The organism is Bradyrhizobium sp. WSM4874 (assembly GCF_055811835.1).
On the sequence record NZ_JBVVPR010000008.1, the window covers coordinates 99,607 to 116,628 of the forward strand.

The window sequence follows — 17,022 nt, forward strand, 5'->3', positions numbered from 1 at the left end:
AGGTAGGGCAGTGCCGGTCGATCAGCAATATTACCGTGAAGTGGCGTCCGGGAGCACGGCGGAAAAGCTGCTGATCGCGGCGCGCGACCGCATCTTCCAGGGTTTCATCGCCCAGATGCAGCCGTCCGCGGCGGACGAGATCCTGGATGTCGGCGTTTCCGACGTCATCAACGACGGTGCAAACGTACTGGAGAGAAGCTACCCGCATCAGCACAAGATCACGGCCTGCGGGCTTGGCGAAGGATTAGGATTCAAGGCGGCTTTTCCGCTTTGCCGTTACGTGCAGATCGAACCGAATACACGGCTGCCGTTTGACGATAATGCGTTCGATGTCGCGACGTCCAATGCCGTGCTCGAGCATGCCGGCAGCCATCGAAATCAGGTGCTCCTGGTCGAGGAGCTTTGCCGCGTCGCACGGCGGGTGTTCATCACGGTGCCCAACAGGTTCTTTCCGGTCGAGCACCACACGGCCATCCCGCTTGCGCATTATCTGGACGGCACCTTCAGGATCGCCTGCAGGATCGCCGGCAAGTCGGAATGGACCGACGAGCAGAACCTGATTCTGATGACGCGAAAACGGCTGCTGGAGCTCGCCGCCAAGTCCTCCACCCCCAAGTCCGCGGCCGTGGGCTACACCGGTCTGTCGCTCGGCCCGCTCTCGTCCAATCTCTATCTTGCATTCCGCTAAAGCAGCGACGCCTCCCCGCAGCATGATCCCGATGAACAAAATCCACGCCAGCAAAGCCGTCTTCGCCGTGTTGTTTCTCGCGGTGCTGGTCGGCCATTTCTGGACCATGATGCGATGGAATGAAGCGCGCGGCGTCTATGACGACATCTGCTACCTCAGGCAGGCGCATCTGTTCCAGAGGTTCGGGCTGGTACAGGGCTTCGACACCAACCTCGCCCGCGACGACGATGGCTATCAGAAAGCAAAGCTGAAGGAGATCGGCTACCCGGACTGGAACGATACGACCGCTGCGCCCTGTCACAATCTGATGCCGGCCACGGGGAAGGTCGTCAGTCAATACCCGCCGGGTGTCGGCCTCGTGCTGGCGTTGTTTCCGCCGGGTCACCAGGTCGTGCCCATGTACATGCTGGCGACCATTGTCGTCCTCGGCTTCGCGCTATTTGCCCTTTCCCTTGCGCGCAACATGAGGTCGGTCGTGATGGCCGGGACGTTCGGCTGTGTTGCGATCTACCTGATGGTCAATCCGGTCAAGGCGAGCTATTCGATGGCCCCGACGGTCGTCGTGTGCGCGCTTGCAGGATGTCTCACGGCGCGATGGCTGGCGAGCCCACGATCCCAACCGGGGATCTGGCTGCTGGCGCCCATCGGTTTTCTGCTCGGATTGACCGTCGATTTCCGGTTGGCCAACCTTTTCCTGGCGTCCGGCTATGGCGTGTTTCTCCTCGTCGCGTTTCTCGCGGAACGAACATGGTCCCGGTTCTTGCAAGGGGTCGTGTTCGGCGTCGCGTTGCTGGCCGGTGTGATCCCGACCGTCGTCTCTTACGCCGTCAACGCCGGCAGTCCGTTCGCATCGACCTATGGCAACAACCCCGATGTCAGGCCGCTGGATTTTTCGTTCGCGGTGGTCCGGGACTATCTCGCCGATCCGCTCCAGACCTTGCTGATCGTCATCGGAATTGCAGGCTCGATCTGGCTGTTGCGGCAGGCAAACCACATTCGCCGCGTCGCGCTGCTCACGTTGGCCAATCTGGCGCTCAACCTCGCCTTCTTCTTCACCTATCCGATCGCGACGCCATACTACACGATCCCCATTTCTCTCCTGACATTGTGGACCCTGCTGTTTGCCGTGCTGTTTCAGGAGGCGGCAGAGGACGCCCCTGAAACAGCCGCTTTCAGCCAACGCGCGATGAAGTCCGGCTAGCTATCGCGCTTTCAGAACTTGAAATTCGCAAACGCCCGCACGCCGATGCCGGGCATCAACACCTCGTCCTTGGTGTAGGACACCGAGTTGCGGATGTTCTCGTTGAGGAGATTGTTGCCGACGAGGCCGGCGATCATCTCGCGCGCACCGAATGCATTCGGGTTGAGCTTGGTCTTGTAGCTGACCTCGGCCTTCAGCAAATTGTAGCCCGCCGTCGGCGTCTCCGCGATCACGGCGACGTTGTTCTGAGCGAAGGCGTGCAACAGATTGACGCGCATCAGCCAATTGTCGTCGCGCCAGAACACGCCGCCGCCCAGTCTCACCGGCGGAATGCGCGGCACGTTGGTGCCGTCGGTGAAGGTGGCACGGACCACGTCGAACTGGTTCTCGATGCCCCAGATGCCGCCCTGGAATGCTCCGACATCGAGCTGTGACTGGAATTCGCCGCCGCGGAAATTCGCGTCCCGCTGCGAATAGACCGCCTGGTTCACCTCGGCGCCAGGTGTGCCGCATGAGGCAAAGTCGTCGTCGCACATCACGCCGGTGAGACGGCGATAGATGAAGTTGTTGAAGTGCGTGTAGTAAACGGTCGCCTCGAACCGGAACGGCCCGGTCGCCTTGCGCAGCCCGACCTCGACGGACTTCGCGGTCTCGATGCCGAGGTTGGGGTTGCCGATGTCGAAGGTCGCGGTCGCATCATGCGCGCCGCGCGAGAACAGCTCGGCCGCCTTCGGCGCGCGCTCGACATATTGCGCGGTGATGCTGCCGACCAAGCCGCCCGGCAGGTCCTGCAACAGGCCGATGCTGCCGCTCTTCGGCGTGAAGGACGGATTGCGGCCGATGCCCGTCTGCGGCGTGCCGTCGGGCAGGAAGTCCGCGGGAAAATCCGGCGTCGTGCCGTGCAGCTCGACATGCTCGATGCGGCCGGCGATCTGCGCCCGCGTCGCGTCCGTGAACTTGAACTCGTTGAAGGCGTAACCGGCAACGCGCGTGCTGTTGTTCGGGTCCCACAGGCCGTTGAACAGCGTGCCCGGATTGTCCGGGCTCGGCGCGCTCAATTCCTGATGGCCGACCTGGAAGCCCAGCGCCGCCGTCACCTCGGCGAAGCGCGCATTGAACGGCATCAGCTGCACCTCGGTGCGGATCTCCTGCTCCTTGTTGGTGAAGGTCTGCCGCACGCCGTCGGTATTGGGATCGGCGGGATCGGCAAGCCCGATCTCGTTGTGGCGATAGTCGGTCGCACCGGCCCAGAAGCGAACGACATCGATCGCCGTAGCGTCGGGATGGTACTCGCCCTTGACGTTGATCTTGGTCTGATGGCCGTCGATCCGCGTGTTGTGGTCGGCGCCGTCGATGCCGGGAATGTGGTAGAGCGAGTCGTTCTGCGTGATCGCCGCGCCGATATAGCCGCCCTGGAAGAAGTACGAGCCGCCGATCGAGGCGCCGTCCGAGCGTGTCGCCGAATTGGGCTGGCGTCCGTTGGCGACGGTCCGCGTCTGGTCATTCAGATACGGGTAGCTCGGGATGCTGTAGTCGGTGGTGTTGCGCCCGTAGACGTCGGCATGGAACGCAAAATTGCCGCCGCCGGTGTCGAGCAGCACGCCGCTTTCGACGCCGCGGTCGACCGAACTGAACGCGCTGCGTGTCTCGGCGGTGACGCAAGGCGACGTCGCGGCCGTTGCGAGGGGCGCCTTGGCCGGCATGCCGTAAGCCTGGAACGATGGAGCGCAGGACGGCAGCGCGTCGGGAATCCGGTTGTTGGTGGCGCTGACGACGCCGCCGATCGAGGTCGAGCCGTAGCGTAGCGCAGCCGGCCCGCGCACCACCTCGACCTGGTTGGTCGCGAGCGGATCGATCGGGACGAAGTGATCCTCACCGAGGTCGGAGGCGCCGCCGGAATTGGTGCCGTTCTCGACGATGCCGACGCGGTTGACGTCTAACCCCCGGATGATCGGCCGGCTGGACGCGCCGGGCGCAAAGCTCGAACCGGTGATGCCGGGCTTGGAGAACAGGAGATCGCCAAGCTGGCCGCCGCCCTCGCGGCGGATCTCCTCGTTCGGCACCACCGTGACCGTCGCGAACTGGTTGGTGACGATCGGCAGCACGCCCTGCTGAGGTGCGGTCGGCGTGGAGGCTGCCGGCGTGGCGTCCGCGGTGCGTTCGTGGCTGCGGGCCCGCGCGGTTCGCGTGGGGCGGCCCGGATTGCGGTTCGGCACCACTGCCCTGCGTACGATGGGGCTCGGAGCCGTCACGGTGACGGCGGGGATCTCGGTCGATGATTTATCCTCGGCGAGCGCCGAGGTGGCGGCGCCGAGCAGGAGCAGGCTTGCTCCACCAAGACGCTGCGCGCGCCGCAATTTGAATGACATGGTCCTGATTCCAGTCAGGCGCCGTCCGCAAGTTCGTCTGCTGATCGGAGGCGGCCTGCCGTCGCTGCGCGACGGAATTCGACTTCAACGTCTCCCGGGCATGCGCCTGAAAGCGGCGAGCCTGGGCGTGATCAAGCGATGTTGGAAGTCAGGACGCGGGAGGGGCGCGGGGCTGGAATGCCGTGCCGGCCGATTTCAGATGGACGAATTCGGCGTCGGTGGTGCGGTAGAGCAGGTCAATTGCCTGCGGCAGCAACAACACAGGCGGCGCCGCGAAGATGACGGTGCCGGCCATCGCGACCAATGCGCAGATCGCGCAATTGTCCTCGCCCGGGTGCTCCCTGTCCGGAGCCAACGGCGATTGCCTCTCGATCGCAGCGCGGTCGATCAAAGCGAGACTTTGGTTGCTGTCGGTCTGCTGAAGCGAGGATTGGGCAAGGGGAGCGGCCTGGGCGAACCAATGGCTGTGGCCGAACGTCAGCGCGAACTGCACCAGCATCGCGAAGATCGCGAGCCGGGCGCCGTGCCTGATATTCGACCGGAACCACTTCATCCGAAAACGCCACCCCACATCGCGAGGCATCATCCCCTGATCCCGCGACGTTATAATGTAACATCGCCCGATCGGTCTGCGGATGTCAACTGCTGTCGAGCCGACCCGCGCCAGCCGGCTCCTCGATGTGTTGTGCGGGCAACTGAAGGCCTACGGCATCAGAGCTTTTTGCTCTGGAGCCAGGTGCGAATGGCCTCGATGTGTTCTGCCTTGCGCTCCAGCGGCAGCCAATGTCCTGCGGGCATGCTCGTCACGGTCAGGTCCGGGCAGGCGGCGCGCATCGGGTCACCTTGGCGATTTCCGGTGATGCTGCAGATCTGATCAAAGTCGCCGTTAACGAACAGCACCGGCTGCGACAGGCGGCCGCCATTGGGTGCCTTGCGCGCATAGGCGACGTTGGCGTCGTCGTTCAGGTACCACGCGCAGGATGGGCGGAAGCCATGAGCCTTGAACGACTGCACCAGCACGTCGAAGTCCGCCGGCGGCCAGAGAGCCGGATCGGGCTCAGTCGGCGGGGCGCGGTGCGCGGCGCCAAAGCGCCCTCCATTGCGCGTGACCATCGCTTTCGGCGAAACCTTGCCGATGCCGGCGGGGTTGCCTGGCCGAAAGATCGACGCCAGCGATGCGGCCAGATCTGCATCGAGATCGGCGACTGCCGCCTCGAAGTGCGTGTTGTAGTAGCGGTAGTAATCCCATTGGCCGTCCGGATATTGGTCAACCGGATAAATCGTTCGGTCGACCAGCGGGACGACTGTGCGCATGGCGTGCCCGTCGGGTTGGTACGCCAGTGAGGTCAGCACGACGCCGCGGCTGCGCCTTGGCTGATGCGCGACCAACTGACCAACCACAACACAGCCCCAGTCGTGACCAACCCAGATCGCAGGCTTGCCGCCAAGGTGATCATGGAGTTCGGCCATGTCCGTCACGATTTCCTCGATGGTATAGGCGTCGTTGGCTGCAGGCGTGGTAGAGCCGCCGTAGCCGCGCAGATCGGGAGCGACGCAGTGCCAACCGTCGGCGGCGAACGCATCCATCTGCGCGCGCCACATTAAACTGATGCTCGGCCAGCCATGGACGAAGATCATCAACGGTCCGTCGGCCGGCCCGCACTCGATGTAGCGCGTTGTCTGTCGAGGCGAGCTGAACGTGCGCTGGTCGAGGCCTAGTTCGGCTCCAGAACTGATTGGTGGAAGTGGGTCTGTCATGGTCGAGTAGCTCCGCTTGAATTCGGCTGGGTTCTTGAACGTGATGCGCTCACGGAGCGCTCGCGCTAATTGGGTGCTGCGAAGGCTGCGTCCAGAACTGCTCTTGTCCGCGGGGGGCGATGCTTGGACAGGGACACGCCTGCCCAGGGCCGAGGAAGAACCGCCCCCAGATTTCACAACGCGCTACATTCGACCGAGTTCGGGGCCGAAGGCGCTATGGAGCTTCCGGCGAAGAACGGGAGATGGGGATTCAATCTGACTGACGGGAAGCGAAGGGAGGCGCGTAAGCCGCCTAGCGCCCCTCGCGCATCCACGTCGCAGCAAACGCGCCGAGCAGCAGCAGCAGCCCGATCAGGCCGGCAAAGATCGGCAGCACGCCGACGCCCTTCACGACGCTGGCGTCGCGCATCCGCACGCCCATCCAGCCGTCACCATGGAAGACGCTCGCCGAGCGGACCGGCAGGATGCGCGGCAGCTCGACGCTGGCGCCGTCGACCACGCGCACGGCGTCACCGCCGGTCGCCTGGGTCAGCGGCTTCAACGTGTCGACGGTGGAGGTGACTTCCGAAAACTCCTTCGGATTGGTCGGGCCGACATTGATCAGCGCCTTCAGCGTGCCATCGGTGGCCTGCCACAGGCCGAGCTCGCTCGCCGGCAGGCTGGCGCGCCATTCGCCGGGATCGCCGGCTGCAAGCGTCAGGTCGCGCGACACGCCCGACGGCGAGGTCACGCTCACCGGCTGAACGCTGTCCGCCATGGTCTGGCGCACCACCACGAGATTCTTGCCCTGCACCTGCAGGCGCAACGCTTCCTCGTCCAGATCAGGCTGCTTCATCAGCCAGTGCGACATCCGCCGCAACAGGTCGAGATGCGGGCCGCCGCCTTCATAGCCGCGCGCCCACAGCCAGATGTGGTCGGAGAGCAGCAGTGCGACGCGGCCCTCGCCGAAACGCGACAGGAACAGCAGCGGCTTACCGTCGACGCCCGTCATGACGGGCGGGTTGACCGCATTGCGGGTGTCGACGGTGCGGAAGAATCGGCTCCAGCGCGGCGGCTCGGAGGCCGAACCCTCGAGGCCGCGCGTGACGGGATGGCGTTTGCCGACGTCGGACAGATGCGCGTAGAACGGCTTTTCCGTCACCCCGACCGGTTCGGCCGGCAGCACCGAATCCAGCGGCGTGCGCCAGATGCTGGTGTTGGAGGCGTAATCGGGGCCGGCCGAGACCAGCACCGCGCCGCCGGAACGCACGTAGCGTGCGATGTTGTCGAAATAGGCGATCGGCAGCACGCCCTGGCGGGCATAGCGGTCGAAGATGATCAGCTGGAATTCGTTGATCTTCTGCTGGAACAGCTCGCGAGTCGGAAACGCGATCAGCGACAATTCGTTGATCGGCGTGCCGTCCTGCTTCTCCGGCGGCCGCAGAATGGTGAAGTGGACAAGATCGACGCTGGCATCGGATTTGAGCAGGTTGCGCCAGGTGCGCTCGCCGGAATGCGGCTCGCCCGAGACCAGCAGCACGCGCAGCTTGTCGCGCACACCGTCGATGGCGACGACGGCGCGGTTGTTCACCGGCGTCAATTCCCGCTCGAGCGGCGAGGCCTCGATCTCGACGATGTTCGGCCCGGAATGCTTGATGTCGACTTCGACGCTTGCCGCCTGGCCGCTCGAAAGCGTGCGCTCGTTGATGACCTCGCCGTCCCTGCGGACCGTGACCTTGGCGCGCTCGCCGCTGACGCCCTGGTCGTCGAGGCGGTAGGTGATGGTCTGGGGCTGTCCGACGATGCCGAAGCGCGGAGCAGCGATGACCGCGATACGGCGGTCGCGCTCGTCTTTTTGCCCGGTGATCAGCGCGTGCACCGGCGCCTGGAAGCCGAGCCCGGCAGCGTTGGCCGGAATGTCGTGAACGCGGCCGTCGGTGATCAGGAACGCACCGGCGACGCGGTCGACCGGCACGTCGGACAAGGCCGAGGCCAACGCCCCGAACAGCTTTGTGCCGTCGGTCTCGCCGTCGGCCTGTCCGGCATCGACGACGCGGACCTCGAGCCCCTTGATCTTCTTCAGGCTGTCGACCAGCGCTTCCTGCGCCTGAGCGGCCTCGCGATTGCGATTGCCGAAATTCTGGCTCGGGCTCTTGTCGACGACGATGGCGGCGACCGAGGTGAGCGGATCGCGGTCCTCGCGGGTGAAGGAGGGGTTGGCGAGCGCCAGCAGGAACAGCGCCAACGCGGCCACGCGCACGGCAGCGCCGCGCGCCCGCGCCAGCAGCAGCACGATCGCGATGACGACGATCGCGGCCAGCGCGATCCACAGGACGATCGCGGGAACCAGCGGCGTGAATGCGATGCCGTAATTCATATAGATCCTACTGCCCCAGCCGTTCGATCAGAGCCGGTGCGTGCACCTGGTCGGCCTTGTAGTTGCCGGTCAGCGTGTACATCACGATGTTGGCGCCGGCGCGGTAGGCGAATTCGCGCTGGCGGGGGTCGCCGCCGGTCACCGGCAGCATGGCCTGGCCGTCGGGCCGCACGGCCCAGGCGCCGGCAAGGTCGTTCGAGGTGATGATGATCGGTGAGACGCCGTCGCCGCCGCGCGCCGGCCGCTGCGCGCTGTCCTCGTCCTCTTCGCGCGGCAAGGTCTCGACCCAGGTCTGGCCGGTGGTGAAGCGGCCGGGGAAGTCGCGCAAGAGGAAGAAGGTCTTGGTCAGCACGTGCTCGCGCGGCACCGGCTCCAGCTCGGGGACGTCGAGCGAGGACAGGATCTCGCGGAGCGTCTGCATGGCCGGGGTCTGCGCGGCGCCGTTGGCGCCGGGCGGCGCTTCGACCGCGTCGCGAGTGTCGAACAGCACGGTGCCGCCCTGCTTCATGTAGGCGTCGATCTTGTTGATGGCGTCCCGCGACGGCTTGGGCGCGCCGGGCACGATCGGCCAGTAGATCAGCGGGAAGAAGGCGAGCTCGTCGCGCGCCGGATCGATGCCGACGGGATCGCCGGCCTCAAGCGCGGTGCGCTGCGCCAGGAACAGCGTCAGTCCTGACAGCCCGGCCCTGACGATGGAATCCACGTCGGCATTGCCGGTCACGACATAGGCGAGGCGGGTCTGCGACACCGCCTTCATCGCGAACTCGTCGGATGCGCTGTCCGCGTGCGATGGCGTCGGCACGAACGAGGCGAGGCCTGCGAGCACCAGACCGAAGACGATCATCGCGGGCGCGGCGCGGCGGCGCAGCAGCGCGGCAAGGCCGCCGCCGAGCACCGCGACGATGATGGCGTCGATCAGGAACAGCGCGAGCGCCGTTGACAGCAGCCAGCCGCGCAAGTCCTGCGGCTCGGCATTGGTGTAGGTGGCGTGCCGGGCGCGCAGGCTTGCGGTGTTCAGGGCTGCGATACGGTCGGCGCTGGCAAGCGTGTTCACGGCGAGCGGTCCTTCTGCCGGACCATAAAAGCCCGGCGGATGATCGGGTGTGGCGCGGTCGCGATAATCCGCGGGCAGCGGCTTGGCGGCGGCCGGCGGCGGACCGAAGGCGCCGAAGCCGTCGAGGATATGCAGCGGCGCCACCGTTTCGGCGGTCGCCTCAGTGGCAACGCCTGGACCCGGCTTGGCGGTATAGCCGGACATGTCGACGACGCGCCGCAGGATTTCGACGAAGGTGCCCGACATGGGCAGATCCGACCAGCGCATGTCGGCGCTGACGTGGAACAGGCTGACGACGCCCTTGCCGCGATGCTCGCCGGTCACGAGCGGCGTGCCGTCTTCCAGCGACGCCCAGCTCTTGGTGGCAAGTACAGCGTCGGGCTCGGCCAGCACCTGGCGGCTGATGGTGACGTCCTTGGGGACCACGACACCGGCAAACGGACCATCGGCGGCAAAGGAGGCCAGATGTTGCGGCTTTTCCCAGGTCAGGCTGCCGCCGAGCGTCCGGCCGCCCTTGCGCAGCTTGACCGGAACGAGATCGTCCTCGGCCTGCGCCAGCCGCGGACCGGCGAACCGCACCAGCACGCCGCCCTGATCGATCCAGGCATTGAGACGCTCGCGGATTTCGGGGGCGATGGTGCCGACATCGGCAAGGATGATCATCGGCAGCTTCTGGTCGAGGAACTGCGTGATGCCCTGCTGCGGCGAGCCCTTGTCGGCGAGCCGCACGTCGGCGAACGGCGCCAGCGCGCGGGTGAGATAGAAGGTCGGCGCCAGCAGCGGCTGCGCGGTCTCGCTGGTCGAGCCCGAGACGATGCCGATGGCACGGCGGCGCCAGCGCTTGTCGAGCAGCTGCACTGCGCCGGCGGAGCGCTCACCGGCGATTTCAAGCCGCGTGATGTCGTTGCGCAGCTCGACCGGCAGATCGAACGACGCTTCGGCTTCCTTGTCCTGCGCACCGAACGAAAAACGCGCTTCGCCGATCGGCGATGACTTCTGGTCCAGCGCGCGCACGGTGCCGATGGCGATGCCGCCGTCGGTGCGCAGCACCTTCACCGTCATCCTGGCTGCGGCGTTCTCGGCCGCGACCAGGGCCAGGGCTGAGGAGGTGCCGCCTTCGAACACAGTCAGGCTGCGATCGCCGACGGTCTTGCCGAGGCCAGCCACGAATTCCTCGCCGCGACCGGTGTCGACCCCGTCGGAGAGCCAGGCGATCTCGCATTCGCCCGTGGCTTTCAGGAAGCGATCGATTGCGGTCAGGGTCTCGACGCGGTCGATCGAATACGGCTTTGGCGTCAGCTGCCGCAGCGCGACGCGCGCGGCGCCCGCCGGCATCAGGGTGATATCGCGGTTCGGCTCGGACAGCGGCACCAGCGCAATCGCACGGCGGTCGTTCTCGGCACTCGCGATCAACTCGTCGGCGGCCCTGATCCGGATGTCCCAGTTCGAGGCCGCGCTCCAGCCATCGTCGAACATGATCATCAGCGGCGCCTTGCTCGCGGCCGCACCTGTTTGCGGATTCCAGATCGGACCGGCGGCGGCGAAAATGACCAGCGCCGCAGCCAGCAGCCGCAATGCGGTCAGCCACCACGGCGTCCGCGACGGGGTCTCTTCGCGCGGTGCGATGTCGAACAGGAGGCGGGTCGGCGGAAACTCGATGCGGCGCGGCCGCGGCGGCATCACGCGCAACAGCCACCACAGCACCGGCAGGCTGACGAGGCCGATGAGGAGCAGCGGTTCGGTGAAGGCGAGCGGCAGTCCCATCATGCGGCCGGCCCCGCCTTGATCGTGGTGGTGCGCGCGCCCGATTTGCTCACCTGCATGCCGGCGTGCAGGAACAGCAGCAGCTCGGCGGCAGAGCGGTCGGTGGCATGCGTCGTGAACAGCCAGTCGAGCTTGTTGGTCTCGGCGCGGATCTGGTCGCGGTGCAGCGCGAGCCGCGCGGTGTAATCCAGCGTCCAGCTCTCGGCCCGGCCGGCGGTGATCACGCCGAATCCCTCGGGTTCGACGAACTCGACGCGGCCGGAATAGGGGAATGATTCCTCGGCGGGATCGACGACCTGCACCAGCGTGCCATGCGCACCGGAGCCGGACAGTCCGGCGAGCGTGGTCCTGATCTCGGAGATCGGCGACCAGAAATCCGACAGCACGATCGTCTCGGCCAGCGCCGCGGGCACGAAGGACGGCGGCAGGCTCAAGCGGTCGGCATCGTCATGCAGCATCGCCTGCGCCATCTTGTCGATGACGCTGCGGCTTGCGGTCGGTGCCATCAGCCCGGGAATGCCGACGCGTTCGCCGCCGGAGACGAGCAGCTCGGCCAGCGCGAAGGCGACGATCAGCGTCCGCTCGAGCTTGGATTCGCGCGCCTGTTTTGAAGCGAAGGCCATCGACGGCGAGCGGTCGGGCCAGATCCAGACCGTGTGCGAAGCTTCCCATTCGAGCTCGCGGACATAGAGCAGATCGTCGCGCGCCGAGCGCCGCCAGTCGACGTTCTGCGAGGGCTCGCCGGAGACGAAGCGGCGGTATTGCCAGAAATTTTCGCCGGAGCCGGCGCGACGGCGGCCGTGCAAACCGTGAATGACGTTGGCGGCGATACGGCGGGCCTCGAGCACCAGGCGCGGCAGCGAAGCGGCGAGCGTGCGGCTTTCGCCATCGGCACGTCGGATCGCGATGATCTCCTTCGCTGCGTGCCCGTTCTCTGCGGCCATCAACCGATCCGTGTCTTGAGCTGCTTGATCACGTCCGGAATCGTGCGGCCTTCGGCGCGCGCCTGGAACGTCAGCGCCATGCGGTGCTTCAGCACGGGCTCGGCAAGGTCGAGCACGTCGTCGATCGAGGGCGCGAGGCGGCCGTCGATCAGCGCGCGTGCGCGCACCGCGAGCATCAGCGATTGGCTGGCGCGCGGGCCCGGTCCCCAGGCGATGAATTTGCTGGTGTCGCCGCCGTCCGGACCCGGACGGGCCGAGCGCACCAACGACAGAATCGCCTCGACCACGGAATCGCCGACCGGCAGGCGCCGGATCAGTCGCTGCGCGGTGATGAGTGCATCAGGTGTCATCGCGCCCTTGGCCAGCGTCTCGTCGGCGCCGGTGGTTTCGAAGAGGATGCGGCGCTCGGCGTCGCGGTCGGGATAGTCGACGTCGATCTCCATCAGGAAACGGTCGAGCTGGGCTTCAGGCAGCGGATAGGTGCCTTCCTGCTCCAGCGGGTTTTGCGTGGCGAGCACGTGGAACGGCTTCGGCAGATCGTGACGCGCGCCGGCAACGGTGATGTGCTGCTCCTGCATCGCCTGCAGCAGCGCCGACTGCGTCCGCGGGCTGGCGCGGTTGATCTCGTCGGCCATCAGCAGTTGCGCGAACACGGGGCCGGAGATGAAGCGGAAGGCACGCTTGCCGGAGGTGCTCTCGTCGAGCACTTCGGCGCCGAGAATATCGGATGGCATCAAATCGGGCGTGAACTGGATGCGCTTGGCATCGAGGCCGAGCGTGATGCCGAGCGTCTCGACCAGCTTGGTCTTGGCGAGGCCGGGGACGCCGATCAACAGCGCATGGCCGCCGGAGAGGATGGTGACCAGCGTGTTCTCGATCACGCGATCCTGACCGAAGATGACGGACGCGATCGCATCCTTTGCCGCGCGAATTTGGCTCGACACCTGCTCGGCCGAACGGACTATCCCGTCTTCGAGCTTCTCGACACTCTCCGCCATCCGTTAGCTCCTTCAGCCTGCCATGCGGCTCGCTTGCGTCGTCATGTCATCACGTCCTCAACTCAAGACGTGGGCCCTATGCTAGACTTGCAGGAAGGCCATGTATTCGTTGAATTAACCTATCCCCACCTTATCGGCTTAGGGATATGTAGGGCATCACGAAGTGGCGACCTCCACACCGGACTAATGCGGGGTGGAACCGAGCACCCGGATACAACGTAAACCTGCACCAATCGTGCCAAATGACCGATCGTGCCAAATGACAAAGTCAAGGCAAACCATGGCGAACCAAGGGCAGAGCGCCGATCGCGGTCTTGAGGGGCTGACTGCCGCTGCCAAAACTGCTGCCGATGCCGAAGGCGCCAAAAAGGGCCTGCCTCCGGTGCATTTGTGGAATCCGCCGTTCTGCGGCGATCTCGACATGCGAATCGCGTCGGATGGTACTTGGTTCTATTTGGGGACGCCAATCGGCCGTCACGCTTTGGTTCGCCTGTTCTCGACCATCCTCAAGCGTGAAGGCGACAAGCATTTCCTCGTGACGCCGGTGGAGAAGGTGGGCATTCGCGTCGACGACGCACCGTTCATGGCGGTCGAAATGCAGAAGGACGGCGAGGACGACCACCGCGTGCTCCGCTTCCGCACCAATGTCGATGACTGGGTCACCTGCGATGCGGCGCACCGGCTGCGCTTCGAGCAGGCCAAAGACGGCGGGCTGACGCCCTATCTGCACGTCCGCGCCGAGCTGTGGGCCAAGGTCACCCGCGCGCTCTATTACGATCTGGTTGACATGGGTGAGGAGCGGATGGTCGATGGCCAGCCGATGTTCGGTGTCGAATCGGCCGGCGAATTCTTCGCCATGGCCGATGCGGAGCAGGTGAGGGCCGCGCTTTGAACAAGCCTATCTCCAGGAACGATCCCGCCGTGATCGGTGCGGCCGATTTCTTCGCCCGCTCCGCCGCGCGGCTCGGCTTCGACGTTCCGCCCGGTCTCTATGATCCCAATATCATTCCGGCCTCGGGCGATCCCGGCACCGACAAGATGCTCGAGATCATCGCGCGTGAGCAGCCGGTGCGGCCGGCGGCGGTCTTGATCGCGGTGGTCGATCATCCCGAGCCGACCATCCTCCTGACGCAGCGCTCGGCGCATCTGAACGACCATGCCGGCCAGATCGCCTTTCCCGGCGGCAAGATCGATGCGACGGATTCCTCGCCGCTCGATGCGGCGTTGCGCGAGGCCGAGGAGGAGGTCGGGCTGTCCAGAGACTTCGTCGAACCGATCGGCTATCTCGATCTCTACGGCACCGGCTTCGGCTTCCGCATCCTGCCGACGGTTGCCAGGGTGCGCCCGGGTTTTGAGCTGACGATCAACCATTCCGAGGTTGATGATGCGTTCGAAGTGCCGCTATCGTTCCTGATGAACCCGGCCAACCATCAGGTGCACAGCAAGGAATTCCGCGGCATGGAGCGGTCCTACTACGCGATGCCGTTTGCGGAACGCTACATCTGGGGCGCGACAGCGGGCATGCTGCGCGTGCTCTACGAGCGGATCTATTCATCATGATCCGGCCGATCCTGACCGAGATCGGAATCTTCCTCGTTCCCTTCGCCGTCTATGCGCTGTTCCTGGCCGCCACGCGCTCCGGCCTGTTCGTGCAATCGTCCTGGCCGATTACCATCGTCGCGCGCCTTATGCTGGCGGCGCTCGTGCTGGTGATCGCGGGGCTGATTGGGTTTGCGCATTTCTCCGGCGCCGCGCCGGATTCGACCTATGTTCCCGCCCATGTCGAGAACGGCAAGCTCGTGCCGGGCGTGGAAAGATAGGACCGGCCGATGAGCGCGGTGCCCATGCTCGCCGATGCACCCTGGCTGATTTCGGGCGGGACCGCGCGCGTCCTGCAATTGCTCAATGCGGATGGCGAGGAGGCACGGGTGGTCGGCGGCGCCGTGCGCAACGCGCTGCTCGGCCTCGTGCCGGGGGACATCGACATCGCGACCACGGCGCTGCCGCACGAGGTGATGCGTCGCGCGAAGAGCGCCGGCATCAAGGCCGTGCCGACCGGCATTGACCACGGCACCGTCACGCTCGTCATCGACAGCCAGCCTTATGAAGTCACGACGCTGCGCGAGGACACCGAGACCTTCGGCCGCAAGGCCAAGGTCGCGTTCGGCCGCGACTGGGTGAAGGACGCCGAGCGCCGCGACTTCACGATGAACGGTCTCTCGGTCGATGCTGACGGCGTCGTCCACGATTACGTCGGCGGCATCGCGGATGCGGCGGCGCGGCGCGTGCGCTTCATCGGCGATCCCGACCAGCGCATCGCCGAGGATTTCCTGCGCATCCTGCGCTTCTTCCGCATCCACGCCGCCTTTGGCGCCGGCGATCCCGACCGCGACGGCTATCTCGCCTGCATCCGGGGACGCGCGGGCCTCGCGAGCCTGTCGGCCGAGCGGCTGCGCATGGAGACGCTGAAGCTGCTGGTCGCCCCCGGCGCGTTCGCCGCCGCGGTCGCGATGGCGGACGGCGGATTGCTGCAAGCGCTGACCGGCGGCGTCGCCTATACCGGGCCGCTCTCGGCGATGATCGCGATCGAGCGCGAGCTCGGCCTCACCGCGAGCAGCACGCGGCGCCTCGCCGCGCTGACGGTTGCGGTGACTGAAGACGCCAAGCGCGTCGCCACGCGCCTGAGGCTCTCCAATGCGGAAACCAAGGCGCTGGATTCGATGGGGCACCGCTGGTGGCGCCTGGCCACCAAGGGCGAAGCCGATGCGCGGCGATTGCTCTACCGGCTCGGTGCGCATCGCTATCACGATCGCGTGTTGCTGGGCTGGGCGAGAGCCGGCGGTGACGTCGGCTCGTCGCGATGGCGTGCGCTCGCCGAGCTGCCGCAGCGCTGGATTGCGCCGAAATTTCCGCTTCGCGCCGCCGACTTCATCGCGCGCGGCATGGCGGAAGGACCTTCGCTCGGACATGTGTTGACGCTCGCGGAGGACGCTTGGCTTGCGGCGGATTTTCCCCTAGAGGAAGCCGCAATCGCTTCCATCGCCGATCAAGCTGCGGCACGCGTCAGCCGCGATGAGAGAACGTGAGCATCGTCTCAGGCTTCGCCGACATCTCGATTTTTCAGCTCCTGCTGGTCGCGTTGATGGCGTTGTTTGCTTCGATCATCGGTGGTCTCGCCGGCTACGGCACCGGCGCCTTGATGCCGCTGGCGCTGGTCCCTCTCGTCGGCGCCGAGCCGGTGGTGCCGATCATCGCGATCTCCGCGATCTTCACCAATTCCAGCCGCGCGCTCGCCTATCTCCGCTATGCCGATCGCCGCCGCGCGGTAATCGTGTTGGCCTGCGCGGCATTGACGACCGCGCTTGGTGCCTACGGCTATACGCGGCTGACCAATGCCGGCGCGGCACTGGTGATCGGCTCCATGCTGATCCTGAGCGTGCCGCTGCGTCGTGTGCTCCGCCGCCGCCAGGTCAGGATCGGCGACACCGGGCTCGCGGCCGGCTCGGTCGGCTATGGCGTGCTGGTCGGCGGCACCTCCGGCTCCGGCGTGATCCTGCTGTCGCTGCTGATGGCCGCGGGTCTCGAAGGCGCCGCCGTGATCGCGACCGATGCAATGATCTCGCTCGGCACCGGCCTCATCAAGATCTCGGTGTTCGGCCTCGCCGGCGCCGTGACCGCCCAGGTGCTCGCCTTTGCATTGCTGATCGGAGCGATTGCCATTCCCGGCGCGTTCCTGGCAAAGGCCTTCGTCGAGCGGATGCCGGTACACATCCACACCGCGATCCTCGACGTTGCGGTGATCACGGGCGGGCTGGTAATGATCTCGGCTGCGGCGAGGCAGCTGATCTAATCAATCGGATCTGGCACGTGTCCCGCTGCCCGTTTGGATT

The 17,022-nt window shown here is 65.9% G+C and carries 14 protein-coding genes; 7 read left to right on the forward strand and 7 right to left on the reverse strand.

What is annotated here, in order from left to right:
- Positions 1-10 precede the first annotated feature (10 nt).
- Positions 11-688 carry a methyltransferase domain-containing protein gene (locus tag AC0L3P_RS10900; RefSeq protein ID WP_473301855.1) on the forward strand — a complete coding sequence of 226 codons (678 nt, stop codon included), beginning with the start codon at positions 11-13 and terminating at the stop codon, positions 686-688.
- Positions 689-719: 31 nt separating this feature from the next.
- Positions 720-1,889, forward strand: coding sequence for a hypothetical protein (locus AC0L3P_RS10905; RefSeq protein WP_473301856.1), 1,170 nt, complete (start codon positions 720-722; stop codon positions 1,887-1,889).
- An 11-nt stretch (positions 1,890-1,900) separates the two neighbouring features.
- On the opposite strand, the gene AC0L3P_RS10910 is transcribed toward AC0L3P_RS10905, so the two are convergent.
- From AC0L3P_RS10910 to AC0L3P_RS10940, 7 genes are all read right to left on the reverse strand, one after another.
- Positions 1,901-4,258 carry a TonB-dependent receptor gene (locus AC0L3P_RS10910; RefSeq protein WP_473301857.1) on the reverse strand — a complete coding sequence of 786 codons (2,358 nt, stop codon included), beginning with the start codon at positions 4,256-4,258 and terminating at the stop codon, positions 1,901-1,903.
- Between the two features lie 148 nt (positions 4,259-4,406).
- Positions 4,407-4,811 carry a DUF2946 domain-containing protein gene (locus AC0L3P_RS10915; protein WP_473301858.1) on the reverse strand — a complete coding sequence of 135 codons (405 nt, stop codon included), beginning with the start codon at positions 4,809-4,811 and terminating at the stop codon, positions 4,407-4,409.
- A gap of 158 nt (positions 4,812-4,969) precedes the next feature.
- Positions 4,970-5,896, reverse strand: a complete 927-nt coding sequence (locus tag AC0L3P_RS10920; RefSeq protein WP_473301859.1) for an alpha/beta fold hydrolase — start codon at positions 5,894-5,896, stop codon at positions 4,970-4,972.
- 412 nt (positions 5,897-6,308) lie between these two features.
- Positions 6,309-8,372, reverse strand: coding sequence for a hypothetical protein (locus AC0L3P_RS10925; RefSeq protein WP_354209127.1), 2,064 nt, complete (start codon positions 8,370-8,372; stop codon positions 6,309-6,311).
- A 7-nt stretch (positions 8,373-8,379) separates the two neighbouring features.
- Positions 8,380-11,193, reverse strand: a complete 2,814-nt coding sequence (locus AC0L3P_RS10930) for a DUF4159 domain-containing protein (RefSeq protein WP_354057283.1) — start codon at positions 11,191-11,193, stop codon at positions 8,380-8,382.
- A complete protein-coding gene (locus tag AC0L3P_RS10935) occupies positions 11,190-12,134 on the reverse strand; it encodes a DUF58 domain-containing protein (protein WP_354057281.1) in 945 nt (314 codons plus the stop codon). The genes AC0L3P_RS10930 and AC0L3P_RS10935 overlap by 4 nt, the downstream gene beginning before the upstream one ends.
- Positions 12,134-13,132 (reverse strand): AAA family ATPase, encoded by a 999-nt coding sequence (locus tag AC0L3P_RS10940; protein ID WP_275171517.1) that lies wholly within the window; start codon positions 13,130-13,132, stop codon positions 12,134-12,136. The genes AC0L3P_RS10935 and AC0L3P_RS10940 overlap by 1 nt, the downstream gene beginning before the upstream one ends.
- A gap of 280 nt (positions 13,133-13,412) precedes the next feature.
- Between AC0L3P_RS10940 and AC0L3P_RS10945 the strand changes: the two genes are divergently transcribed.
- Genes AC0L3P_RS10945 through AC0L3P_RS10965 form a run of 5 tightly spaced genes read left to right on the forward strand, consistent with a single transcriptional unit; the run spans position 13,413 to position 16,982 of the window.
- Entirely contained in the window at positions 13,413-14,024 is a 612-nt protein-coding gene (locus AC0L3P_RS10945; RefSeq protein ID WP_354209124.1) for a DUF1285 domain-containing protein, read from the forward strand.
- A complete protein-coding gene (locus AC0L3P_RS10950; protein WP_247466246.1) occupies positions 14,021-14,692 on the forward strand; it encodes a CoA pyrophosphatase in 672 nt (223 codons plus the stop codon). The genes AC0L3P_RS10945 and AC0L3P_RS10950 overlap by 4 nt, the downstream gene beginning before the upstream one ends.
- Complete coding sequence (locus AC0L3P_RS10955) at positions 14,689-14,952, forward strand: DUF6111 family protein (protein ID WP_018454951.1); 264 nt, start codon at positions 14,689-14,691, stop codon at positions 14,950-14,952. Before AC0L3P_RS10950 ends, AC0L3P_RS10955 begins: the two co-directional genes overlap by 4 nt.
- Before the next feature lie 9 nt (positions 14,953-14,961).
- Entirely contained in the window at positions 14,962-16,218 is a 1,257-nt protein-coding gene (locus tag AC0L3P_RS10960; RefSeq protein ID WP_473301860.1) for a CCA tRNA nucleotidyltransferase, read from the forward strand.
- Positions 16,215-16,982: a sulfite exporter TauE/SafE family protein gene (locus AC0L3P_RS10965; RefSeq protein ID WP_473301861.1), complete on the forward strand. Its 768-nt coding sequence runs from the start codon at positions 16,215-16,217 to the stop codon at positions 16,980-16,982. Before AC0L3P_RS10960 ends, AC0L3P_RS10965 begins: the two co-directional genes overlap by 4 nt.
- The last annotated feature ends 40 nt before the right edge of the window (positions 16,983-17,022 follow it).